This window comes from Marinobacter sp. (genome assembly GCF_033722735.1).
Lineage (GTDB): Bacteria > Pseudomonadota > Gammaproteobacteria > Pseudomonadales > Oleiphilaceae > Marinobacter.
In genome coordinates, this window is record NZ_JAWVYN010000002.1 from 78,716 (window position 1) to 100,783 (window position 22,068).

The 22,068-nt window shown below is 59.4% G+C and carries 20 protein-coding genes and 1 tRNA gene; 16 read left to right on the forward strand and 5 right to left on the reverse strand.

From position 1 onward, the window contains the following. Positions 1 to 177 precede the first annotated feature (177 nt). Positions 178 to 1,239 (forward strand): quinolinate synthase NadA, encoded by a 1,062-nt coding sequence (gene nadA / locus R3175_RS02230; protein ID WP_318942075.1) that lies wholly within the window; start codon positions 178 to 180, stop codon positions 1,237 to 1,239. Here the strand turns inward: nadA and R3175_RS02235 are convergent. Beyond that, positions 1,236 to 2,690: a M48 family metalloprotease gene (locus R3175_RS02235; RefSeq protein ID WP_318942077.1), complete on the reverse strand. Its 1,455-nt coding sequence runs from the start codon at positions 2,688 to 2,690 to the stop codon at positions 1,236 to 1,238. The two genes, nadA and R3175_RS02235, sit on opposite strands and share 4 nt — an antisense overlap. Before the next feature lie 172 nt (positions 2,691 to 2,862). Between R3175_RS02235 and R3175_RS02240 the strand changes: the two genes are divergently transcribed. Both R3175_RS02240 and R3175_RS02245 read left to right on the forward strand, forming a co-directional pair. Beyond that, positions 2,863 to 3,099: a sulfurtransferase TusA family protein gene (locus R3175_RS02240; protein WP_318942078.1), complete on the forward strand. Its 237-nt coding sequence runs from the start codon at positions 2,863 to 2,865 to the stop codon at positions 3,097 to 3,099. 18 nt (positions 3,100 to 3,117) lie between these two features. Continuing rightward, entirely contained in the window at positions 3,118 to 4,200 is a 1,083-nt protein-coding gene (locus R3175_RS02245) for an AI-2E family transporter (RefSeq protein WP_318942080.1), read from the forward strand. Positions 4,201 to 4,222: 22 nt separating this feature from the next. Here the strand turns inward: R3175_RS02245 and R3175_RS02250 are convergent, their stop codons facing one another. Next, the gene (locus tag R3175_RS02250; RefSeq protein WP_318942082.1) at positions 4,223 to 4,693 is read right to left on the reverse strand and encodes a peroxiredoxin; all 471 of its coding nucleotides are present in this window, start codon (positions 4,691 to 4,693) and stop codon (positions 4,223 to 4,225) included. Between the two features lie 74 nt (positions 4,694 to 4,767). Between R3175_RS02250 and dapA the strand changes: the two genes are divergently transcribed. From dapA to R3175_RS02275, 5 genes are all read left to right on the forward strand, one after another. Continuing rightward, positions 4,768 to 5,643 (forward strand): 4-hydroxy-tetrahydrodipicolinate synthase, encoded by an 876-nt coding sequence (gene dapA, locus R3175_RS02255; protein ID WP_318942083.1) that lies wholly within the window; start codon positions 4,768 to 4,770, stop codon positions 5,641 to 5,643. 34 nt (positions 5,644 to 5,677) lie between these two features. Beyond that, positions 5,678 to 6,760 carry an outer membrane protein assembly factor BamC gene (bamC, locus tag R3175_RS02260; protein WP_318942085.1) on the forward strand — a complete coding sequence of 361 codons (1,083 nt, stop codon included), beginning with the start codon at positions 5,678 to 5,680 and terminating at the stop codon, positions 6,758 to 6,760. Positions 6,761 to 6,799: 39 nt separating this feature from the next. Beyond that, positions 6,800 to 7,513 carry a phosphoribosylaminoimidazolesuccinocarboxamide synthase gene (gene purC / locus R3175_RS02265; RefSeq protein ID WP_318942087.1) on the forward strand — a complete coding sequence of 238 codons (714 nt, stop codon included), beginning with the start codon at positions 6,800 to 6,802 and terminating at the stop codon, positions 7,511 to 7,513. 36 nt (positions 7,514 to 7,549) lie between these two features. Next, positions 7,550 to 8,284, forward strand: a complete 735-nt coding sequence (locus tag R3175_RS02270) for a TIGR04219 family outer membrane beta-barrel protein (protein WP_318942088.1) — start codon at positions 7,550 to 7,552, stop codon at positions 8,282 to 8,284. 147 nt (positions 8,285 to 8,431) lie between these two features. Continuing rightward, positions 8,432 to 9,439, forward strand: a complete 1,008-nt coding sequence (locus R3175_RS02275; protein WP_318942090.1) for an NAD-dependent epimerase — start codon at positions 8,432 to 8,434, stop codon at positions 9,437 to 9,439. 138 nt (positions 9,440 to 9,577) lie between these two features. On the opposite strand, the gene R3175_RS02280 is transcribed toward R3175_RS02275, so the two are convergent. Both R3175_RS02280 and R3175_RS02285 read right to left on the reverse strand, forming a co-directional pair. Further along, positions 9,578 to 9,654 (reverse strand) — tRNA-Val (locus R3175_RS02280). A gap of 43 nt (positions 9,655 to 9,697) precedes the next feature. Beyond that, positions 9,698 to 10,642 (reverse strand): DMT family transporter, encoded by a 945-nt coding sequence (locus R3175_RS02285; RefSeq protein ID WP_318942474.1) that lies wholly within the window; start codon positions 10,640 to 10,642, stop codon positions 9,698 to 9,700. 278 nt (positions 10,643 to 10,920) lie between these two features. Here R3175_RS02285 and R3175_RS02290 point away from each other — a divergent pair, with 278 nt between their 5' ends. Beyond that, positions 10,921 to 11,337, forward strand: a complete 417-nt coding sequence (locus R3175_RS02290; RefSeq protein ID WP_318942092.1) for a helix-turn-helix transcriptional regulator — start codon at positions 10,921 to 10,923, stop codon at positions 11,335 to 11,337. 48 nt (positions 11,338 to 11,385) lie between these two features. Here R3175_RS02290 and galU read toward each other — a convergent pair whose 3' ends face one another. Further along, a complete protein-coding gene (gene galU / locus R3175_RS02295) occupies positions 11,386 to 12,222 on the reverse strand; it encodes a UTP--glucose-1-phosphate uridylyltransferase GalU (protein WP_318942093.1) in 837 nt (278 codons plus the stop codon). 444 nt (positions 12,223 to 12,666) lie between these two features. Between galU and R3175_RS02300 the strand changes: the two genes are divergently transcribed. The 7 genes from R3175_RS02300 (at position 12,667) to R3175_RS02330 (ending at position 22,035) form a co-directional block, all read left to right on the forward strand. Continuing rightward, positions 12,667 to 13,347: a GntR family transcriptional regulator gene (locus tag R3175_RS02300; RefSeq protein ID WP_318942095.1), complete on the forward strand. Its 681-nt coding sequence runs from the start codon at positions 12,667 to 12,669 to the stop codon at positions 13,345 to 13,347. Positions 13,348 to 13,415: 68 nt separating this feature from the next. Then, the gene (gene prpB / locus R3175_RS02305; protein ID WP_318942097.1) at positions 13,416 to 14,306 is read left to right on the forward strand and encodes a methylisocitrate lyase; all 891 of its coding nucleotides are present in this window, start codon (positions 13,416 to 13,418) and stop codon (positions 14,304 to 14,306) included. Positions 14,307 to 14,319: 13 nt separating this feature from the next. Further along, positions 14,320 to 15,444 carry a 2-methylcitrate synthase gene (gene prpC, locus R3175_RS02310; protein ID WP_318942098.1) on the forward strand — a complete coding sequence of 375 codons (1,125 nt, stop codon included), beginning with the start codon at positions 14,320 to 14,322 and terminating at the stop codon, positions 15,442 to 15,444. 75 nt (positions 15,445 to 15,519) lie between these two features. Further along, positions 15,520 to 18,117 (forward strand): Fe/S-dependent 2-methylisocitrate dehydratase AcnD, encoded by a 2,598-nt coding sequence (gene acnD / locus R3175_RS02315; RefSeq protein WP_318942099.1) that lies wholly within the window; start codon positions 15,520 to 15,522, stop codon positions 18,115 to 18,117. After that, positions 18,114 to 19,292 carry a 2-methylaconitate cis-trans isomerase PrpF gene (prpF, locus tag R3175_RS02320; RefSeq protein ID WP_318942102.1) on the forward strand — a complete coding sequence of 393 codons (1,179 nt, stop codon included), beginning with the start codon at positions 18,114 to 18,116 and terminating at the stop codon, positions 19,290 to 19,292. The genes acnD and prpF overlap by 4 nt, the downstream gene beginning before the upstream one ends. A 171-nt stretch (positions 19,293 to 19,463) precedes the next feature. Beyond that, complete coding sequence (locus R3175_RS02325; protein ID WP_318942104.1) at positions 19,464 to 20,528, forward strand: acyltransferase; 1,065 nt, start codon at positions 19,464 to 19,466, stop codon at positions 20,526 to 20,528. Positions 20,529 to 20,550: 22 nt separating this feature from the next. Next, on the forward strand, positions 20,551 to 22,035 hold the full coding sequence (locus tag R3175_RS02330) for a bifunctional 2-methylcitrate dehydratase/aconitate hydratase (RefSeq protein ID WP_318942106.1): 1,485 nt from the start codon (positions 20,551 to 20,553) through the stop codon (positions 22,033 to 22,035). The last annotated feature ends 33 nt before the right edge of the window (positions 22,036 to 22,068 follow it).

Below are 22,068 nucleotides of genomic sequence, written 5' to 3' on the forward strand. Positions count from 1 at the left end.
GCCTTCGGGCTCTTTTTTTTTGCCTGGGCGTCCATACCTATACCACAACGGAGCCTCAGGAATTGTTCAGATACTTCTGGCGAAGTCTTTTGTTAGCAGGTCCCTGTGACCTCCCCGTGAAAGCAGGGGGGCAAGTGGTATACTGAGGCCGGACCGATAAACGATGAGATGTAGGTAATGACACGATCTGTAGACCGTATCCTGGTTCAGGAGCATCTGGCCCATGAGGCTGAGCCCAAGGAATTGAGCGCGGACGAAAAGGCCGCGTTGGAATCCCGAATCCGTCAGGCTCTGATCGAGCAAGATGCGGTTCTGGTGGCTCACTACTACACAGATGCAGACATTCAGCGTCTTGCCGAGGAGACGGGCGGCTGCGTGGCCGATTCACTGGAGATGGCTCGCTTTGGCAATCAGCATCCGGCCTCGACGGTGGTGGTGGCCGGCGTTCGCTTCATGGGCGAAACCGCCAAGATCCTCAACCCGGAAAAGCGAGTCCTGATGCCCACACTGGAGGCCACCTGTTCGTTGGATGTCGGCTGTCCCGCCGATGAGTTTGCCGACTTCTGCGACCAGCATCCGGACCGTACCGTGGTTGTGTATGCCAATACCTCTGCCGCAGTAAAAGCCCGTGCCGATTGGGTGGTGACTTCAAGCTGTGCCCAGGCCATTGTCGAGTCCCTGGATGCCCGGGGGGAGAAGATTTTGTGGGCGCCGGACAAACACCTGGGACACTATGTTCAGAAGACCACGGGCGCGGATATGCTGCTGTGGGACGGTTCGTGCATCGTCCACGAGGAGTTCAAGTATCGGGGTCTGGAGGACCTGAAGGTCCTGTACCCGGAGGCGGCGGTGCTGGTGCACCCGGAATCCCCGGATGCGGTGGTGGAGATGGCGGATGTGGTTGGTTCGACCTCCCAGCTGATTCATGCCGTGCAGACGCTGCCCAACGAACAGTTTATTGTGGCGACCGACAACGGCATCTTCTACAAGATGCAGCAGTTGGCACCCAACAAGACCCTTATCGAGGCGCCGACCGCCGGTAACGGGGCGACCTGCCGAAGCTGCGCCCATTGCCCCTGGATGGCCATGAACGGCCTGGAGAATCTGCTTCACGTGCTGGAAAGTGGTGACCAGGAGGTGCTGGTGGACGACGCCCTGCGTGAGCGAGCCCTCGCGCCACTGGAGCGGATGCTGGATTTCACCGCCGGCATGAACCTCAAAGCGGCGGGCAATGCCTAGCGCTGCCGTGACAGGGCATTGGAAACTGCGTGCAGGCGTTCGGTAACCGTCTGATGAACCGGGCTCCCAGGGGCAACCTTGTCCTGGGCCTCCAGTAACTGGCGGCGGGCCGCCTGCAGATCGCCCATCAGTATTTCGTACTCGGCCCGGGCCCGATGCACGCCCACAATGTTACGGGCCTGGCCTTCCGCTTCTGCCAGCCTCAGCCATAGTTGTTCCCGCTCTGGAAATTGCCGGGTCAGGGTTTTCAGTGCTGCCGCAGCCGCGTTGGCATCGCCGCTGGCCAGTTCAGTCTGCGCCAGCATGTCGGTGATCGGGTAATTGTCAGGATTGCGTTTCAACGCTTGTTGCATCAGCGCGTTGGCCTCCTGCGGCTGCCCCGTTTTCAGCAAAGCTTGCGCCAGGGTGACCTGAAAGGTGATCCGGCCCGGGTGCTCGCTAAGCAGGCCTTTCAGCTCTTTGGCCGCCGGTTCAGGTTGCTGGTCAGCAAGATAGGCGACGGCGAGGCCATAGCGAATCGCTGGATTGTGCTCGCCTTCCGGCCGCTGTCTCAGTTCCAGAAACTTGCCCACAGCAGTCGCCGGTGGAACGGTGTAGTGTGCCTGCATGCGCGCCCGAACAAGGTGATACTCCAGGCTGTCGGGGATCTCGTTGTCGGGATACTGTTCAACCCGCGCCCAGGTGTCGGCGACCCGACTCTGGGTGAGTGGGTGGGTTGAAAGGTATTCCGGGACGTAATTTCCCTGCAGCCGGTTTTGCTCCATCATCTGTTCGAACATGGCCGGCATGCCCCGGGGGTCAAGGCCCGCATCGGCCATGATCTGCATCCCGATGCGGTCGGCCTCCTGCTCGTGGGCGCGACTGTACTGCAGCATGTTCTGGATGCTCAGCGCCTGGGTCCCGGCAATCGCCGCAACCCCTATGTCTGACTTGGTCACCGCGGACAACACGATACCGGCAATCATCCCGGCCAGTGCCATTGGTGCGGCACTTTCCTGCTGCTCCAAACGCCGGGCGAAGTGGCGTTGGCTCAGGTGCGCCAGTTCGTGGGCCATCACCGAAGCGAACTGCTGCTCGCTGGTGGAACTCAGGAACAGGCCGCCGTTTATGCCCACAACGTTGCCTGGCACCGCAAAGGCGTTGAGATTGGGGCTGTCAATGAGGATCACCGTCAGATCCCGGTCCCGAAGAGGTACGGAGGGCAGTAGTCGGTGCATCAGGGTGTAAACGTAATCGGTGGTGAGCGGGTCGCGGATCTGGGGCGCTGAGCGTCGCAGGGATCTGAGGACCTGTTGTCCGATCTCGAGTTCCTGCTGTTCGGAAATCAGGCCGCCACCGGGCCCCCCAAACGTTGGCAGAGGCTGCTCATTGGCCGCCGCAGGCTGTACCGAGAGGGGAAGAAGAGACGCTGCAGCGACGCCTCTTGCCCAGCGGCGGAGTCGGTGTTTCACGGGAGAGTCGATCATAGGGTTCCGGCTTTAGGCTTCCGGCAGGTAGAATAGTTCCAACTTGCTGTTAATAAAACAGGTTTTGTACGTGTTGTGAAGATTCACGGTTTGGTGCAATCCGGCTTTGGCAACGGCATAATGCAGCAGTGAAACGACAGCAGCATTCGGGACCGGAATGACAGACACCACAAAAATCCTGGACGCATCGGGTCTCCAGTGCCCCATGCCTCTTTTGAAGACCAAGCTGGAGCTGAACGCCATGAAGCCTGGGCAGCTGCTCGAAGTGGTTGCCACCGACGCGGGGTCCGCTCGTGATATCCCGGCCTTTATCAAGTTGTCCTGCCACGAACTGGTCAGTTGTACGGAATCCGATGGCTGTTACCGATTCGTGATACGGTGCGGTCAGCCTTAAGTTCCGACGGAGTTGTTAATGGTTAGAATTCTACGCGGTCTTGCCGAGAAATACTTTTCAGATGACGAAGCTGTCATCCTGCTGTTGCTGCTGGTGGTCGCTACCCTGGCCGTTGTGTTTTTCGGCGCCATGTTGGCCCCGGTGATCGCCGCCGTTATTGTTGCCTTCATCCTGCAGGGGCTCGTTGGCAAGCTCACGGGCTGGGGGATTCCGGAGTCCCTGGCCATCGTCGGGGTGTTCCTGGTGTTCCTGGGGGTCCTGGTTGGCTTCCTGTTCGGCCTGTTGCCGCTGGTGTGGACGCAGGTGACCTCGCTGGCCGGGGAGGCGCCGCGAATCTTCCGTGAGATGCAGAGTTATCTGGAACTCCTGCCCGAGCAATACCCCAGCCTGGTGTCCATTGAAGCGGTCAATACCGTATACCAGGAGGTCACCAGTGAGGCCGCCCGGATGACTCAGTGGCTGGTATCCTTCTCCCTGTCCAGTATCCCGGACCTGGTGGCTATCCTGATATACATGGTCCTTCTGCCCATCCTGGTGTTTTTCTTCCTCAAGGACCGAGCGTTGCTACTGGCCTCCATCGGCCGCTTGCTGCCCCATCAGCGACCGCTGATGGCCCATATCTGGGAAGAGGTTAACCTGCAGTGTGCCAACTATGTGCGCGGCAAGGCGGTGGAAATCCTGATCGTGGGCGGCTCGACCTACATCGCCTTCAAGCTGCTGGGGATGCCTTACGCGGCCCTGCTGTCCCTGCTGGTGGGGCTCAGTGTGGTGATCCCGTACATCGGGGCGGCGGTGGTCACCATCCCCGTGGCCATGATTGCCCTGTTTGCCTTTGGCTGGGGCAGTCAGTTCATCTGGGTAATGGTGGTCTACGGGGTGATCCAGGGTCTGGACGGCAACGTGCTGGTACCGGTGTTGTTCTCGGAAGTGAACAATTTGCACCCGGTGGTCATCATTGTGGCGGTGTTGTTCTTTGGCGGCATCTGGGGGTTGTGGGGCGTCTTCTTCGCGATCCCACTGGCCACCATGCTGAAAGCGATCTTCTCCGCGTGGCCGGTGAAGGAGGACCTTCCTCCACCGCCCAGGGCGGAGGAAGGCTGAGTTCAGGCAGTTGGGGAGAGTTCTACAGGCTGTTCACCGCTTCCAGCACCTCGTCCACATGGCCCTTGACCTTCACGGAGCGCCATTCCCGCCGTAGCACACCTTCCTTGTCGATCAGGAAGGTGCTACGGTCGATGCCCATGTATTCCTTGCCGTAGAGTTTCTTGAGCTTGATGACGTCAAAGTGCTTGCAAAGCGTCTCGTCCGGATCGGAAATAAGCTGAAACGGGAACTCGTGCTTGGCGCGGAAGTTGGTGTGCACCCTCAGGCTGTCCCGGGATACGCCAAAGATAACGGTGTCGTTGGCTTCAAATTCACTGATCCGGTCCCGGAAATCCTGGCCTTCGGTGGTGCAGCCGGGGGTGTTGTCCTTGGGGTAGAAGTAGATCACCAGATTTTTCTTGCCCTTGAAATCGGATAGCCGGACGGTTTGGTCCTCGGTGGCCTCGGCCTCGAAATCGGGGACGGGTTTATTCAGCTCTACTGCGGACATGGGTTCTCCTCTATTTCCCTTGTGTCAGTTCGCACCCAACATTACCATATCCGTTTTATTCGGACGGAGTCTTTATGATTACTGGTAGCCTCGTCGCTCTGGTGACGCCCATGCATCCGGATGGCAGCATCCACTGGGAGCATCTGGACGCACTGGTGGACTTTCATATCGAGAACGGGACCGACGGCATCGTGGCGGTGGGTACCACCGGAGAATCCGCCACTTTGGACCCGGAAGAACATTGCCAGACGATTGGCCACATCATCAAGCGGGTCAATGGTCGCATTCCGGTGATCGCCGGTACCGGTGCCAACAGTACCCGCGAGGCCATCGAGTTGACCCGTGAAGCTCACAAGCTGGGTGCGGACGCCTGCCTGCTGGTGGTGCCTTACTACAACAAGCCGAGCCAGGAGGGGCTGTATCAGCACTTTCGCGCCATCGCCGAGGCCGTTCCGGTGGACCAGCTCCTGTATAACGTCCCGGGCCGGACCGCCTGCGACATGCTCAATGAGACCGTGGAGCGGTTGGCCGACATCCCCAACATTGTGGGGATCAAGGATGCCACCGGCAATATCCCGCGCGGCACCGAGCTCATTGAGGCGGTCAAGGGCCGCCTGGCGGTCTACTCCGGCGACGACGCAACCGCGGCGGACCTGATGTTGGCCGGTGCCAAGGGGAATGTCTCCGTCACCGCCAATGTGGCCCCTCGTGGCATGGCGGAGCTTTGCCGCGCGGCCATTGCGGGTGACCGGGACGAAACCGCCCGTCTGAACGACCTGTTGATGCCGTTGAATCGCAAGCTGTTCCTGGAAGCAAACCCGATCCCGGTCAAGTGGGCGCTCAACCGGATGGGGCTGATCGGCGAGGGTATTCGGCTTCCGCTGACCGTGCTCAACGACAAGTTCCATGCCGAAGTTGAAGATGCGCTCAAGGCTGCCGGTGTTCTCTGAGGCCTTATCCCACTTGATTGACTGGAGAGCTCCAATGGAAGCCGAATCGTCCGCCAGACAGGGGCGTCGACGCCGTTCTTCCCGGTGTATGGCGGGGCTGGTCCTGACCGTCGCGGTGACTGGCTGCGGAATGATGGAAGACCGTTCCCTGCGGTACGTCGATGCGCCGGAAGGCGAGCCGCTCAACACCCTTGGCGAACGGCAGCGTGACCGAATGGGCAGTGCTTACCCGATCCGGGATCTGGAGAGTAGCGAGGGTGGCCGTATGTACGCCGAGGAGTTGCCCCCGCCACCGGACATGACCGCCGAGATCCTCGAGCAGAACTACCTGATCGAACAGCTGGACGACCAGGCCTGGTTGTTGATCAATGAGCTGCCCGGTCAGGTCTGGCCGGGGGTCACCGCCTATCTCAATGATCGCGGTTTCGGGGTGGCTTACGATAGTCCCCAACTGGGGCTGGTGCAGAGCGACCTGGTCAACTACAGCCGCCGGGCCCGGGAGTTGGTGGGGCTGGGCGATGACGGTGGCCAGGAGCCGAAGCTGCTGGTGCAGGCCAGGGTGGCGCCCGGGGTACGGCGCAAGACCTCGGAAGTCCAGTTGCGGCTTCGCGAGGTGCAGGGCCGTCCGGAACAGTTGATGTCCTGGCAGTCCTCAGCCGACCGCCTGGAGGCGGAGAAGGCGTTGCTCGAGGACCTGTCGAATTTCCTGCAGGCTCGGGCGGACACCAAGTCCTATTCGCGAGCGGCCTTGGGCATCACCTCCGAGCCCCGCGTGCGGCTGGTCTCAGAGGACGACCAGCCGGTGGCCATACGTCTGGATCTGGCATTCGACCGGTCCTGGGGGGAGGTAAAACGGGCATTGGATGAGGCAGGTGTCCAGGTGGTGGACCTGGACCGGAGTGCAGGCCGGTTCTATGTGGACTTCCGCTCCCGGAGCGAGATGGACACCGGCTGGTTCAACTGGTTTTCCGACGAGCCGGAACCGGTCTACACCTTCCACGTCCAGCTCCAGCGCCTCGAAGACGGCATCCTGGTAACGACTGGGCGAGCGCCGGATCATCAGGGCATTGACCGGTCCACGATGCTGTTGAGCCGACTTTTCGAATACCTGTATTAATCAGTAAAGACGGTCGCGGGCCGTTTTCGGAGAAATTAGATGGAAAAGCGTGAAGAGCTTTACGCAGGCAAAGCCAAATCGGTGTATCGGACCGATGACCCCGACCGGTTCGTGCTGGAGTTCCGGGACGACACCTCCGCCTTCGACGGCGAGAAAAAGGAACAGCTGAACCGCAAGGGGATGGTTAATAACCGCTTCAATGCCTTTATCATGCAAAGGTTGGAAGATGCGGGTGTGCCCACGCATTTCGAGGGTCTGCTGTCGCCCATGGAATCGCTGGTGAAGAACCTGGATATGATCCCGGTGGAGTGTGTGGTGCGGAATATTTCGGCGGGCAGCCTGTGCCGCCGCCTGGGCGTTGAGGAAGGCCAGACCCTGAATCCGCCGACCTACGAGCTATTCCTGAAGAACGACGCCTTGCATGACCCCATGGTCAACGAGTCCCTGGCGATCAGCTTCGGCTGGGCGACGGAAGCGGAATTGACCCGAATGAAGGAGCTGACCTACAAGGTCAACGACGTGCTCAAGAGCCTCTTTGACGATGCCGGCATGTTGCTGGTGGATTACAAGCTGGAGTTTGGTCGCGCTGGTGGCGAAGTCGTCCTGGGCGACGAATTCAGCCCCGATGGTTGCCGGATCTGGGATAAGGAAACCCGCAAGAAAATGGACAAGGACCGGTTCCGTCAGGGGCTGGGCAGCGTGATCGAGACCTACGAAGAAGTGGGGCGCCGATTAGGCATCGAGTTTGATTGATTAAGACCGAAAACAACAAACCTGGAAGGGTAATCTATGCGCAAATCTATATTGATGGTAGGCGGCACTCTGGCGCTGCTGGGTTCCTGGGCTCATGCGGATATAGTGGGTGTTGGTGCCAACATCAGCTACTGGAATTCCGACGTGTCCGGTGATGCCGCAACCAACGGCGATGCGGTGGATCTGGAGAACGACCTGGATCTGTCCAGCGACGACAATGCCAATATCAGCCTGTATGTCGAGCATCCGGTACCTTTGTTGCCGAACGTACGGGTCAACTACACCTCCCTGGAGATGGATGGTGAGGGGCAACTGAGCGCAAACTTCGACGGCATCGCCTTGGGGACAACCGTCCAGTCAGATCTGGAGTTGGATCAGCTCGACCTGACCCTGTACTACGAGGTGCTGGACAACTGGGTCAATCTGGACCTGGGGCTGACCGCCCGTGACCTGGATGGCGAACTGACAGTGCGTGATACCGCGGGCGTCTTCGCGGTCAGCGAGACCGAGATCGACGCCGTAGTGCCCCTGGCCTATGCGGCGGCACGCTTCGACCTGCCATTCACCGGCGTGTCTGTGGGCGGTGACATCAACGGCATTGCCTATGGCGGCGATGCCATCTACGACCTCACTGCCTACGGCCAGTACGAGCTGTCCCTGCTGCAACTGCGGGCCGGCTACCGTCAGATCACCATCGATTACGAGGATGGCGATGACACCCTGGATCTGGATATCGGTGGTCCCTTCATCAGTGCCGGTCTGGTGTTCTGACCCCTTCTCGGCCGTGAAGCCTTAAAAAGCGCCCGCTTGGGCGCTTTTTTTGTGGTCGCCGGACCGCCTTTGCCGGTACCTCCGCTGGCCAGGATTCGATACACTGGATGGACCCTATCTGGTTCCGTGGATTATGGAGATAAGACCTTGAAAATATTGGTGACAGGGACTGCAGGCTTTATCGGATCACACCTGGCGCAACGCCTGCTGGATCGTGGCGACGAAGTCATCGGTGTCGACAATGTGAATGACTACTACGACGTGGCCCTGAAAGAGGCACGCCTGCAGCGTTTGACGGATAAGCCCGGCTTCACGGAGATTCGCGAGGATGTGGCGAACCGCGAAGCCATGGAGGCGGTTTTCCGGGAGCATCGCCCGGAGCGGGTGGTGCATCTGGCGGCCCAGGCCGGGGTGCGATATTCCATTGAGAACCCCCACGCCTACGTCGACGCTAACCTGGTTGGTTTCATGAACATCCTGGAAGGGTGCCGGCACAATGAGGTCAAGCACCTGGTGTACGCCTCCAGCAGTTCGGTATACGGCGCCAACGAGGCCATGCCGTTCTCGGTGCATGACAACGTCGATCATCCCGTCAGCCTCTACGCGGCGTCCAAGAAGGCCAACGAACTGATGGCTCACACCTACAGCCATCTGTACAACCTGCCCACCACCGGCCTGCGTTTCTTCACCGTGTACGGCCCCTGGGGCCGGCCGGACATGGCGCTTTTCATCTTTACCCGCAAGATCCTCGCCGGCGAGCCCATCGATGTGTTCAACCACGGCCACCACAAGCGCGATTTCACCTACATCGACGACATCGTTGAAGGGGTGGTGAGAACCCTGGATCGTGTTGCCGAGCCCAATGGTCAGTGGTCCGGCGGGTGTCCCGATCCCGGTACCAGCAAGGCCCCGTACCGGATCTACAACATCGGTAGCAACAATCCCGTGGAGTTGTCCCGGTTTATTGAAATTATCGAAGACAAGCTGGGGCGGAAGGCAGAGAAGAACCTGTTGCCGATGCAGGCGGGCGATGTGCCGGCCACCTATGCGGATGTGGATGCCTTGATTGACGACGTGGGCTACAAACCCGAGACCACGGTGGAGGAGGGGATATCCCGCTTTGTGGACTGGTATCGGGAGTTTTATCAGGTCTGATAGAGCGTGAGATCTGTTTGCTGGTTCGGGGGCGGTGATGGCTGCCCCTGTATTGCGGGTCTGACGATGTCTGACGACTGGGCATAAAAAAAGCCAGTTCTCACGTCATCCGTAAGTAACTGACTTTCTTGGCAGGATTGGTAGGACCACCCAGATTCGAACTGGGGACCTCTACCATGTCAAGGTAGCGCTCTAACCAACTGAGCTATGGTCCTGTCCTGCAACGGGGACGTAATTTACTGATAACCGAGGGGCAGGTCAAGCAATTTTTCTCAACCAGTTTCGCAGGGCCTTACTGAGGGTTCCCCAGCGATTAACCAGTAGCGCGGTAAAGATCAGGCCGCAGCCCCCCAGCTGGGCTGGAGACATGGTTTCCTGAAACCATCCGGCGGCAAATACCGCCACCCAAACCGGCTCCAGCACCAGGATTACCACGCCATGGCTGTGGGAGGACAGGCTCTGGGCGTAGGTCTGCAATAAAAAGCGCCCCGCAGTGCCGATGGTGGCGCTGGCGATGACCCACCAGGCCAGGGGCCAGGACAAAGAGGCCAGGGTAGGGAGCCAGGGTTCGAGTATGAGGGATTCCGCCAGGGTGACGAGGCCCACGGTCAATAGCGTCAGCGTGCATAGAGGTAGCGCAGGAATTTTTTCCAGCCGGACCTGGGTGCCGTCTTTGCCACTAACCTCACGATGGTTTGCCGCGTGCGTGTTCATCAGGAAGAATAGGGCGAAGATGGCGGCGGCTGCCACGAAGAAAAGTTGTCCGGGCTCGGGGCGGAAGCCGTTCTTCAGGGACAGCAGTGCCAGGCCGGCGACCGCCACTGGAATCGCCAGCCAGGTACTCAGGGGTTGAGGCTCGCGAAACAGTGCTCTGGCCATGATGGGGACAATGACCACGCCCAGACTGGTGAGGAATGCGCCCTCGCCGACATGGCTGCCATGGTGCAGGCCCATGATCCAGAAACTCATGGCGATGCCGAACACCAGACCGACGCTCATGCCCCGTCGGATCTGCTGGCGCGACAGGCTCCGCAGTGAGCGTCGGGCGGCGAAGGCCAGAATTGTCCCGGCCATGAGAAAGCGCAGGGCCATGAACAGCAAGGGGGGCATCAGCAGTACTGCCTCCTTGGAGAACATCCAGCTGATGGCAGCAAGCAGGGTTACACAGACCAGCAGCAGGTCGGATTTGTGGGTGTTGGACAGTGTCATGGATACCTTGGCAGGGATTCAGAAGCCGTATGAAATGCCTGGCTGTATACCGGGCAAGCCGACGAGCATAGCATGGTTGGGCCCGGCATAGAGTCGTTGCCCGACTATTGTGTAGGGTGCAAACTAGTTTTGATGCCTGGCTCGATGATTGCGCCCTGAAATTGAAACGGCGAGATGCGATGATGGCGATTGCTGCGATCTGCCGTTGCCAGTGATGGATAACCGGGTTGTAATTGGGCGTTGGCTAACTACCCTGGGGGAGTTCTCCGATTATGCGTTATATGCAGTCTCTGAACCGGCGTCTGAGGTTGATTCGCGAGGACCGGAAGTTATCCGTGTCCGACCTGGCCCGGCTTTGTGGGGTGGACGAACGGCGCGTCGAGGCCTGGGAGTCTGGCGACCCCCGCCGCCGGGAATACCCCAGCGTCGAAGAGCTGATGGATCTCTGCTTCAAGACCGATTCGTCCCTCGATGAATTGCTGGACCTGGCCGATGGTCAGGAAGCGGGGCAATTGGAACTCCCCGGGCTGGCATTCAGCAACGGCAATGACCTGGCCCAGGCATTGACCGAATTGGAGAGTTTGCTTGCGAAGGTTCAGCCAAGAGGGGATGAGGTGGAGCTACTGGCCGCATTCCGCGAGGCCTCGTCGAAGACCCGCCGCATGGTGATGCGGACACTGGGGTTGTAGCGGATTGAGGCGAGCGGCCGGCTCCAGGGGGAGTCGGCCGCTGTGGCCTTACTTCCCTTTCTTGTAGATATGTTCGTAGACGTGGTTGGTCGCTTCCACGAACCCGTCGATACTGCCGCAGTCGAAACGCTGTCCCTTGAACTGGTAGGCGAGTACACAGCCATTTCGGGCCTGCTCCAGCAGAGCATCGGTAATCTGGACTTCGCCGTTTTTGCCCGGTGGTGTGCGTTCGATAATCTCGAAAATATCCGGTGTCAGGATGTAGCGGCCGATAATCGCCAGATTGCTGGGGGCGTCTTCCGGAGCCGGTTTCTCGACCATGTCGGTAATCCGGTAGAGACCGTCTTTCATTGACTCGCCAGCAATCACCCCGTACTTGTGGGTCTCGTCCTGGGGGACCTCTTCGATTGCTACGATGGAGCAGCGGAACTGGTTATAGAGCTTCACCATCTGGGCCAGTACGCCGTCTTCTCCCTCATCAACCACACAGAAATCGTCCGCCAATACCACCGCGAAGGGGTTGTCGCCCACCAGGTTACGGCCGGTCAGAATGGCGTGGCCCAGGCCCTTCATCTCGTTCTGACGAGTAAAGGCAAAGGTGTTGTTGTCGATTAGGTCCCGAATGGACGTCAGCAGGTCTTCCTTGCCGGTACCGGCAATCTGGTGTTCCAGCTCGTAGCTGATGTCGAAATGATCCTCAATGGCACGTTTGCCCCGTCCGGTGACAAAGCCGAATTCGTTGATGCCTGCTTCGTGGGCTTCCTCGACGCCGTACTGAACGAGGGGCTTGTTCACGATGGGCAGGATTTCTTTCGGCATGGCTTTGGTGGCCGGAAGGAATCGTGTTCCGTAACCGGCGACTGGAAAGAGGCACTTCTTGATCATCATTTCGTCCTTTCGAGTGTTATTACAGGTCCTGTGCTTTGGCAGATGCCTTCACCTGACGGCAGGGCTTAATAGTGATTAGCATAAAGTTTGCCAAGTGTAACCAAACTGTCTGTGGTTACAACTGACTTGGCATCGGGGTTTATATCACAGTTGTGTGGAGTAACGATGGCAGTCACTCGGCCTCAAGGGCGCGAGTCGCTGTGTTGAAATCTGGTGTGGTGGCATAGAGTCGCATGGCTGCGCGGCGCAGGGCTGGGCCGGCCAACGAGTCGCAGAGCGTGGATAGGTGCCATTAGTGTTTGCTAGAACCGGGTTGGCCAAGAGATTGTTAACAAAACCGGCTTTGTTGACATCCCGTTGATCTCGTACCTGACGCATTGTTGACAAAATCGCCTTTCAGGCGTAGATTCGCCGAAAACAACTGGTATTTTGTCAACAAAAATGCTCGATTCCCTTCCTCAAACCCAAACCCGTGCCGATGAGGCCTTCGATTGTCTGCAAACGGCGATCGTCAAAGGCGAGCTGGCGCCTGGCGAGAAGATCGGCGAGCTGGAACTCTGCGAACGCTTCCAGTTAACCCGCGGGCCATTGCGCGAAGCCTTGGGGCGACTCGAGTCCCGGGGTCTTCTGGTGCGGCGGCCCCATGCCGGTGTGAAGGTGGTCTCCGTCAGTGCCGGTGAGTTGCTGGAGCTGTATCGCATTCGTGAAGTCATGGAAGGGCTGGCGGCCCGTCAGGCGGCGGAACGGATGACCGATCAGGAGATTGCCGATCTCCAGACCACCCTCGACACCCACGAAGCCATGATCGAACAGGCCCAGGGCCAGGCCTACTATCAGGCCGAAGGGGATTACGACTTCCATCACCGGATCGCCACCGGCAGTCGCAACACCAAACTGGCACAAATGCTGTTGGGCGACCTGTATTACATGGTGCGCATGTATCGCTACCGATTGAGCACCTCCGCCGGGCGCCCGCACATGGCGCTGGGAGAGCATCGTCGTATTGTCGAAGCCATTGCCCAGCGTGATGGTGAACTTGCGGAATTCCTGATGAAGCGGCACATCAATGCCGCTCGCCGAAATATTGAACAGAAAATTGAAGAAGGTCTTTTAACATTCTGAATTTATTGGAGTCACTTTGCCGGCTCCATGAGGTACAACGCAGCTAGCCCATTGGCTAAGGAGAGATCATGTCCACAACCTTGTCCCCGGGTGCCCGTTTCCGTCAGGCACTGAAAGAAAACCAACCCCTGCAGATTGTTGGCACCATCAACGCCTACGCGGCCATGATGGCGGAGAAGGTGGGCCACCAGGCAATCTATCTCTCCGGCGGTGGCGTCGCCAATGCGTCCTATGGTCTGCCGGACCTCGGTATGACCAGCATGAACGACGTGGTCGAGGACGTACGGCGCATTACCGGCGCTTCCAGCCTGCCGCTGCTGGTGGATATCGACACCGGGTGGGGTGGGGCGTTCAATATCAGCCGTACCATCAAGGAAATGGAACGTGCCGGCGCGGCGGCGGTCCACATTGAAGATCAGGTGGCCCAGAAGCGTTGCGGCCACCGTCCCAATAAAGAAATTGTCTCCAAGGAGGAGATGGTGGATCGCATCAAGGCCTGTGTGGATGCACGCCAGGACGATGATTTCTTTATCATGGCTCGTACCGATGCGTTCCAGCAGGAAGGGCTGGAAGCGGCGATCGACCGGGCCCAGGCCTGCATTGAAGCCGGCGCCGACGGTATTTTCGCGGAGGCTGTAACCGAGCTGGAGCATTACAAGGCGTTTTCCGAGGCGCTGGATGTGCCCATCCTGGCGAACATTACCGAGTTTGGTGCCACGCCGCTGTATAACCGCCAGGAACTGGCCGAAGCTGGTGCCGGCATGGTGCTGTACCCGCTGAGTGCCTTCCGTGCCATGAACAAGGCCGCGCTGGCGGTGTACGAAAACATCCTGGCCAAGGGCGACCAGAAAGACGTGGTCGATTCGATGCAGACCCGGATGGAACTGTACGATTTCCTGAACTACCACGAGTTCGAACAAAAGCTGGACGCCCTGTTCAAGCAGCAGAAAGACAAGTAAAGAGGAGAGAGTCATGGTTGATAAGAAAATCGGTGGCGCTGGCCTGCGTGGCCAGGTAGCAGGTGAAACCGCACTGTGCACGGTGGGTAAAACCGGTGCCGGCCTGACCTACCGCGGTTACGACATCGCCGAGCTGGCGGAGAAGGCCCAGTTCGAGGAAGTGGCGTATCTGCTGCTGCGTGGCAAGCTCCCTAACCAGCAGGAACTGGACGCCTATAAAGAAAAGCTGCGTGGCTTGCGGACCCTGCCGGATGCCCTCAAACTGACCCTGGAGCAGATTCCCAAGGACGCCCACCCGATGGACGTCATGCGCACCGGCTGCTCCATGCTGGGCAACCTGGAAACCGAACAGGATTTCAGTGAGCAGGACGACAAGATCGACCGCATGTTGGCGGTGTTCCCGTCTATCATCACCTATTGGTACCGCTTTGCCCACGAAGGCGTACGGATCGACACCGACAGCGACTGCGACTCCATCGGCGGCCACTTCCTCGCGCTGCTCCATGGCAAGAAGCCCAGCGAGCTGCATGAACGCGTGATGAACGTGTCGCTGATTCTCTACGCCGAGCACGAGTTCAACGCCTCCACCTTCACCGCGAGGGTGTGCGCCTCCACGCTGTCTGACATCCACAGTTGCGTGACCGGCGCCATCGGCTCCCTGCGCGGTCCGCTGCACGGCGGTGCCAACGAGGCAGCCATGGAACTGATCCAGAAATTCAAGTCTGCCGATGAGGCCGAGCAGGGCCTGCTGGGCATGCTCGAGCGCAAGGAAAAGATCATGGGCTTCGGTCACGCCATTTACCGCGAATCCGACCCGCGTAACGCCATCATCAAGAAATGGTCGGAGAAGCTGGCCGAGCAAGTGGGCGATACCGTGCTGTATCCGGTGTCTGTGCGCTGCGAAGAGGTCATGTGGCGGGAGAAGAAGCTGTTCTGTAACGCCGATTTCTTCCACGCCTCTGCCTATCACTTCATGGGCATCCCGACCGAACTGTTTACGCCGATTTTCGTGATGTCCCGGGTCTCCGGCTGGACCGCTCACGTCAAGGAACAGCGGGCCAACAACCGGATCATCCGTCCGAGCGCCGAGTACACCGGTCCCGAGCATTCCGAGTGGGTGCCGATCGAAAACCGCTGATTGGTACGGAGGCACCGGCTCTATCCGGTGCCTTCCTTTGTTGCCCCTTCCAAGAATTCCTGATGAGTGTGACCAATGAACAGCAACTACCGTAAATCGCTTCCCGGCTCCGAGCTGGACTACTTTGACACCCGCGCGGCGGTCAATGAGATCCAGGCCGGCGCCTATGAAAAACTGCCGTACACCTCCCGCATCCTGGCGGAGCAGCTGGTCCGTCGTTGTGATCCGGACCTATTGACCGATGCCCTGAAACAGTTGATCGAACGCAAGCGCGACCTGGATTTCCCCTGGTACCCGGCCCGGGTCGTGTGCCATGACATCCTGGGCCAGACCGCCCTGGTGGACCTGGCGGGGCTGCGGGATGCCATCGCCGAAAAGGGCGGGGATCCGGCCAAGGTCAATCCCGTGGTGCCGACCCAGCTGATCGTGGACCACTCGCTGGCGGTGGAGCACGGCGGTTTCGAGAAGGACGCGTTCGAGAAGAACCGGGCCATCGAGGACCGTCGTAACGACGACCGCTTCCACTTCATCAACTGGACCAAGACCGCCTTCGAAAACGTGGACGTAATCCCTCCGGGTAACGGCATCATGCACCAGATCAACCTGGAGAAGATGTCACCGGTGGTACAGGTCCGCAACGGCGTGGCGTTCCCGGATACCTGCGTGGGCACCGACAGCCATACCCCGATGGTGGACGCGCTGGGCGTGATTTCCGTGGGTGTGGGTGGTCTGGAAGCCGAGAGCGTCATGCTGGGCCGTGCCTCCATGATGCGCCTGCCGGACATCGTGGGTGTCGAGCTCACCGGCAAGCTGCAGCCGGGCATCACCGGTACCGATATGGTCCTGGCGCTGACCGAGTTCTTGCGCAAGGAACGGGTGGTGGGCGCCTACCTGGAATTCTTCGGGGAGGGGGCGGACAGCCTGACGGTGGGCGACCGCGCCACCATCTCCAACATGACGCCGGAATACGGTGCCACTGCCGCCATGTTCTTCATCGATGGCCAGACCATCGATTACCTCAAGCTGACCGGCCGTGACGACGACCAGGTGGCCCTGGTGGAGAAGTACGCCAAGGAAACCGGACTGTGGGCCGACAGCCTGAAGGGCGTAGAATACGAGCGGGTGCTGAAGTTTGACCTGTCCAAGGTGGTCCGAACCCTGGCCGGACCATCCAACCCCCACGCCCATCTGCCCACCTCCGAGTTGGCCACCCTTGGCATTGCCGGCGAGTGGACCGAGGAAGAAGGCAAGATGCCGGACGGCGCGGTGATCATCGCGGCCATTACCAGCTGTACCAACACCTCCAACCCCCGCAACATGGTGGCGGCGGGACTGATTGCCCGAAACGCCAACAAGCTGGGGCTGACCCGCAAGCCCTGGGTGAAGAGCTCCCTGGCCCCCGGGTCCAAGACCGTGAAGATGTATCTGGAAGATGCCGAGTTGATGCCGGAGCTGGAGCAGCTGGGCTTTGGCGTGGTGGCCTTTGCCTGCACCACCTGTAACGGCATGAGCGGTGCCCTGGATCCGAAGATCCAGCAGGAAATCATCGACCGGGACCTGTACTCCACCGCGGTGCTGTCCGGTAACCGGAACTTCGATGGCCGAATCCACCCCTACGCCAAACAGGCGTTCCTGGCCTCGCCGCCGCTGGTGGTCGCCTACGCCATTGCCGGCACCATCCGCTTCGACATCGAGAAGGATGCCTTGGGGCACGACAAGGATGGCAACCCCATCATGCTGAAGGACATCTGGCCCAGCGACGAGGAGATCGATGCCATCGTCAAGCAGGCGGTGAAACCGGAGCAGTTCCGGGAAACCTACATCCCGATGTTCGACATCACCAAACGCGAGCAGGCCAAGTCCAACCCGCAGTACGACTGGCGCGAGATGAGCACTTACATTCGCCGTCCGCCCTACTGGGAAGGCGCCCTGGCGGGTAAGAAGGCCCTCAAGGGCATGCGCCCGCTGGCGGTGCTGGGTGACAACATCACCACCGACCACCTGTCACCGTCCAACGCTATCCTGGCCTCCAGCGCCGCCGGTGAATACCTGGCCAAGATGGGCCTGCCGGAGGAGGACTTCAACTCCTACGCGACCCACCGGGGCGACCACCTGACGGCCCAGCGGGCCACCCTGGCCAACCCCAAGCTGTTCAACGAAATGGTGCGGGATGAGAACGGCGAAGTGAAGCAGGGCTCCCTGGCGCGGGTCGAGCCGGAAGGCAAGGTGACCCGTATGTGGGAAGCCATCGAGACCTACATGGACCGCAAACAGCCACTGATCATCGTGGCGGGTGCCGACTATGGTCAGGGCTCTTCCCGTGACTGGGCGGCCAAGGGTGTGGCCCTGGCCGGTGTCGAGGCCATCGTGGCCGAGGGCTTCGAGCGTATCCACCGCACCAACCTGATCGGCATGGGGGTGATGCCGCTGCAGTTCGAAGAGGGCACCACCCGCAAGACCCTGGGCATCGATGGCACCGAAACCTTTGACGTGGAAGGCACGCCGGAGCCTCGCGCCACGCTGACCCTGGTCATTCATCGTCAAAACGGCGACGTGGACCGGGTGCCGGTGATCTGCCGCCTGGATACCGCCGAGGAAGTGTCCATCTACTCCGCCGGTGGTGTGCTGCAGCGCTTTGCCCAGGACTTCCTGGAAGCGGAGGGGGCGGCATGAGTTTCGCGCCCCAGATCAAAGTTCCCGCCACCTACATGCGTGGCGGCACCAGCAAGGGCGTGTTCTTCCGGCTGCAGGACCTGCCGGAAGCCGCCCAGGTCCCGGGCGAGGCCCGGGACAAGTTGCTGTTGCGGGTGATTGGCAGCCCGGACCCCTACCAGAAGCAGATTGATGGCATGGGCGGTGCCACCTCCAGTACCAGCAAAACGGTCATCCTCAGTAAGAGTGAGAGCCCGGACCACGACGTGGATTACCTGTTCGGTCAGGTGTCCATCGACAAGCCGTTTGTCGACTGGAGTGGCAACTGTGGCAACCTGACAGCTGCCGTTGGCGCCTTTGCCATCAACAGCGGTTTCGTGGCGTCGGATCGTATTCCGCAGAACGGTCTATGCACCGTCCGCATATGGCAGGCGAACATCGAGAAAACCATTGTCGCCCACGTGCCTATCACCGATGGACAGGTGCAGGAGACCGGGGATTTCGAGCTGGACGGGGTGACCTTCCCGGCCGCCGAGGTCGCGATCGAGTTCATGGACCCGGCCGACGGTGCCGGGGCCATGTTCCCGACCGGTAACCTGGTGGATGAGCTGGACGTGCCCGGTGTCGGTAAGCTCCAGGCCACCATGATCAACGCTGGCATCCCGACCATTTTCGTCAATGCCGAGGACATCGGTTACGAGGGGACCGAGTTGCAGGAAGCGATCAACGGTGATGCCGAAGCGCTGGCCCGGTTCGAGACCATTCGGGCCTACGGCGCTGTTCGCATGGGCCTGATCCAGAGCATCGAGGAAGCGGCTGGACGCCAACACACCCCCAAGGTAGCGTTTGTTGCCAAACCCCAGGATTACGTCTCTTCCAGTGGCAAAGCAATCCAGGCCGGTGATGTCGACCTGTTGGTGCGCGCTCTGTCGATGGGCAAGCTCCACCATGCCATGATGGGTACCGCGGCCGTGGCCATCGGAACCGCGGCCGCCATCCCCGGTACGCTGGTGAACCTGGCTGCCGGCGGGGGCGAGCGGAATGCGGTGCGCTTCGGCCATCCCTCGGGCACCTTGCGGGTGGGAGCCGAGGCCAGTCAGGTTGACGGCGAATGGACGGCCACCAAGGCCATTATGAGCCGCAGTGCCCGAATCCTCATGGAGGGTTGGGTCAGGGTGCCACCGGTACAACCGTAGTGGGATGCGTGAAGGGACAGACTGCTTGGCAGGAAGGCCAGGCAGTCCGTTGGGGCTATCGCACATAGCCTCAAAGGTCTTATGACAATGAGTGTATGAGGACTCGCGAGAGCGCTGTAAAGCAGGCCATACGCTTACACAACTGATCCAAATTGAATCAATGGAGTGATTTTGGATACCGGCACAGCTCGTTTAAAGGGACTTGATGGGCTTCGCGGCGTAGCGGCTACTTGGGTGGTGTTGTTCCATCTCTGGGGCGCAATACAGCGAAGGGATAGTGACTGGGTGCCCTCTGCAATACAGTCTTTCCTCGAGTTTGGTTTCTTGGGTGTCGACATCTTCTTCGTCTTGAGTGGGTTCGTCATCAGCTACAGTGTCCTGAATACACAGCCCAGCGGTTTCTTCATTCCAAGGTTTATCCTCCGACGCTCCATACGTATCGACCCGCCCTATTGGGCGACCATCGCGTTGGCCATCCTGTTCATCGTTTCCAAGAACGTGCTGTTTCCAGAGCATGCCGAACCATTGCCCACCCCTGCGGCCTTAGCTGCCCACATGTTCTATCTACAGGATCTCATGAGCTATGCGCCAATTTCGTCGATATTCTGGACGCTATGCCTGGAATTCCAATTCTATGTTGGTTTCGCCACCGTGGTGTATTTGGCGAATCGATTGAAAGTGTCAGACCATGACATCTTGGCGTTGGCCCTGACCGGAGCGGCGTTCCTGGTCCTCCTTGCCTCGCCATACCTCAGGTTTTCCGAAGTCGGATTTCCCATTCCCGGGACCATCTTTCCGTATTTGAATGAGTTTGTTCTCGGGATTGCGGGATGCCAATACCTCAAGGGACGGATTCAGTTGTCCACGCTGGTCGCAATGGCCCTCATTTCCCTGTGGCTGGTCAGCCATCTCAAATCCGCTGTCTACGGAGTAGTGCCTGCCCTTACACTCGGCATTATCGTTCTGTCGGCACGAAAACCCGTGTGGACTCACTGGTTGAGCGCAAAGCCTCTGCAGTTCCTGGGCAGGATCTCCTACAGCCTGTACCTGACCCACGCCATTGTCGGGTGGACCTCAGTGAGTTTGCTGATACGGCTGGCGAACGGGTATTCCTCGCCCCTGCTAACAACGTTTATCTTCCTGGCTGGATTGGCGATTAGCGTGATCTTCGCCTATGTGTTCTACCACGTACTTGAAAAGTACTTCATCGAATTAAGTAGAAAACTTAAGACCTAGTGAGCGTCGTCGAGGTGGGGATATGGTCGCTAACGTGGATAGCAATAGACGGCCTGATTACGATGAGGTCCTTCAAACCCTTGCCGACTATGTGCGGAACTATCGGGTGGCAAGTAAAGAAGCGCTCGACACGGCCCGTTTATGCCTGATGGATACTCTCGGCTGTGGACTGCTTGCCCTGCGTTTTCCAGAATGTACGAAGTTACTTGGTCCCACAGTTCCCGGCACCGTCGTGCCCCACGGCGCCAGGGTGCCAGGTACGACTTACCGCCTGGATCCCGTCCAGGCCGCGTGGAACATCGGCTGTATGGTGCGTTGGCTGGACTACAATGACACCTGGCTGGCGGCGGAGTGGGGGCATCCTTCCGACAACCTCGGGGCCATCCTTGCCCTCTCGGATTACCTTTCCCAGCGGCGCCTGGCTTTGGGCAAGGCGCCACTCGCCGTCCGTGACCTACTTGAATCAATGATCATCGCCCACGAAATCCAGGGGGTGCTGGCCCTGGAAAACTCGTTTAACCGGGTTGGGCTGGATCATGTAGTCCTCGTTAAAGTCGCATCCACCGCAGTTGCCGCCAAGTTGCTGGGAGCCAGCCAGGAGCAGATGCTGGCGGCATTATCCCACGCCTGGGTGGACGGCCAGGCATTGCGTACCTATCGGCACGCTCCGAATGTTGGATCCAGGAAGTCCTGGGCGGCCGGCGATGCCAGCGCCCGTGGCTTGCAACTGGCGTTGATTGCGATGAAAGGGGAAATGGGAATCCCCGGGGTTCTTACCGCGCCCCAATGGGGCTTTTACGACGTACTGTTCAGCAAGACCTGCAGCGACCAGGCGATAAAGCCCGCCAAGCAACGGAAATTCTCTTTACCCCAGCCGTTCGGCTGCTACGTGATGGAGAACATACTGTTCAAGGTTTCCTTTCCGGCGGAATTCCATGCGCAAACGGCCGCTGAGGCAGCAGTCTTGCTGCACCCCAGGGTAAAAGGCCGGCTTGGTGAGATTGAGCGGGTGGTCATCACCACCCATGAATCGGCAATCCGGATCATCTCCAAAGCGGGTGCGCTGGATAATGCCGCGGACCGGGATCACTGTCTGCAGTACATGACGGCGGTGCCTTTGATCTTCGGCGATCTCCGGGCGGAGTATTATGAGGATGCCTTCCACGCCGCCCATCCCGAAATCGATGAACTACGGACGCGAATGGAGGTGAAGGAAAACCCGGAATACAGTCGTGATTACCTGGAACCCGGAAAACGGTCCATAGCCAATGCGGTGGAAGTGTTCTTTCGCGGCGGTGAAAGCACCGGCAGGGTGGAAGTGGAGTACCCACTCGGTCACCGGCGTCGGCGGAAGGAAGCCATTCCGTTGCTGGAAGAGAAATTTCTCAGCAATCTAGCCACTTGTTTTCCTGCCAGGCGTTGCAACGAAATTGTCAATCTGTTTCAGGCACCGCAGGCCCTGGCGTGTGCCTCGGTTAACGAATTGGCCGAATTATTGGCACTGTGACCTCCAGGCTCATTGAACTTTCACGCAGATCCA

Bases quoted from the DNA above. Each gene is read 5' to 3' on its own strand.
- prpB (WP_318942097.1), top strand. From the start codon at position 13,416: ATGTCCACAACCTTGTCCCCGGGTGCCCGTTTCCGTCAGGCACTGAAA.
- R3175_RS02290 (WP_318942092.1), top strand. From the start codon at position 10,921: ATGCGTTATATGCAGTCTCTGAACCGGCGTCTGAGGTTGATTCGCGAG.
- bamC (WP_318942085.1), top strand. From the start codon at position 5,678: ATGGAAGCCGAATCGTCCGCCAGACAGGGGCGTCGACGCCGTTCTTCC.
- R3175_RS02300 (WP_318942095.1), top strand. From the start codon at position 12,667: ATGCTCGATTCCCTTCCTCAAACCCAAACCCGTGCCGATGAGGCCTTC.
- dapA (WP_318942083.1), top strand. From the start codon at position 4,768: ATGATTACTGGTAGCCTCGTCGCTCTGGTGACGCCCATGCATCCGGAT.
- R3175_RS02250 (WP_318942082.1), bottom strand. From the start codon at position 4,693: ATGTCCGCAGTAGAGCTGAATAAACCCGTCCCCGATTTCGAGGCCGAG.
- acnD (WP_318942099.1), top strand. From the start codon at position 15,520: ATGAACAGCAACTACCGTAAATCGCTTCCCGGCTCCGAGCTGGACTAC.
- purC (WP_318942087.1), top strand. From the start codon at position 6,800: ATGGAAAAGCGTGAAGAGCTTTACGCAGGCAAAGCCAAATCGGTGTAT.
- R3175_RS02245 (WP_318942080.1), top strand. From the start codon at position 3,118: ATGGTTAGAATTCTACGCGGTCTTGCCGAGAAATACTTTTCAGATGAC.
- R3175_RS02330 (WP_318942106.1), top strand. From the start codon at position 20,551: ATGGTCGCTAACGTGGATAGCAATAGACGGCCTGATTACGATGAGGTC.
- galU (WP_318942093.1), bottom strand. From the start codon at position 12,222: ATGATCAAGAAGTGCCTCTTTCCAGTCGCCGGTTACGGAACACGATTC.
- R3175_RS02270 (WP_318942088.1), top strand. From the start codon at position 7,550: ATGCGCAAATCTATATTGATGGTAGGCGGCACTCTGGCGCTGCTGGGT.
- R3175_RS02240 (WP_318942078.1), top strand. From the start codon at position 2,863: ATGACAGACACCACAAAAATCCTGGACGCATCGGGTCTCCAGTGCCCC.
- prpC (WP_318942098.1), top strand. From the start codon at position 14,320: ATGGTTGATAAGAAAATCGGTGGCGCTGGCCTGCGTGGCCAGGTAGCA.
- nadA (WP_318942075.1), top strand. From the start codon at position 178: ATGACACGATCTGTAGACCGTATCCTGGTTCAGGAGCATCTGGCCCAT.
- prpF (WP_318942102.1), top strand. From the start codon at position 18,114: ATGAGTTTCGCGCCCCAGATCAAAGTTCCCGCCACCTACATGCGTGGC.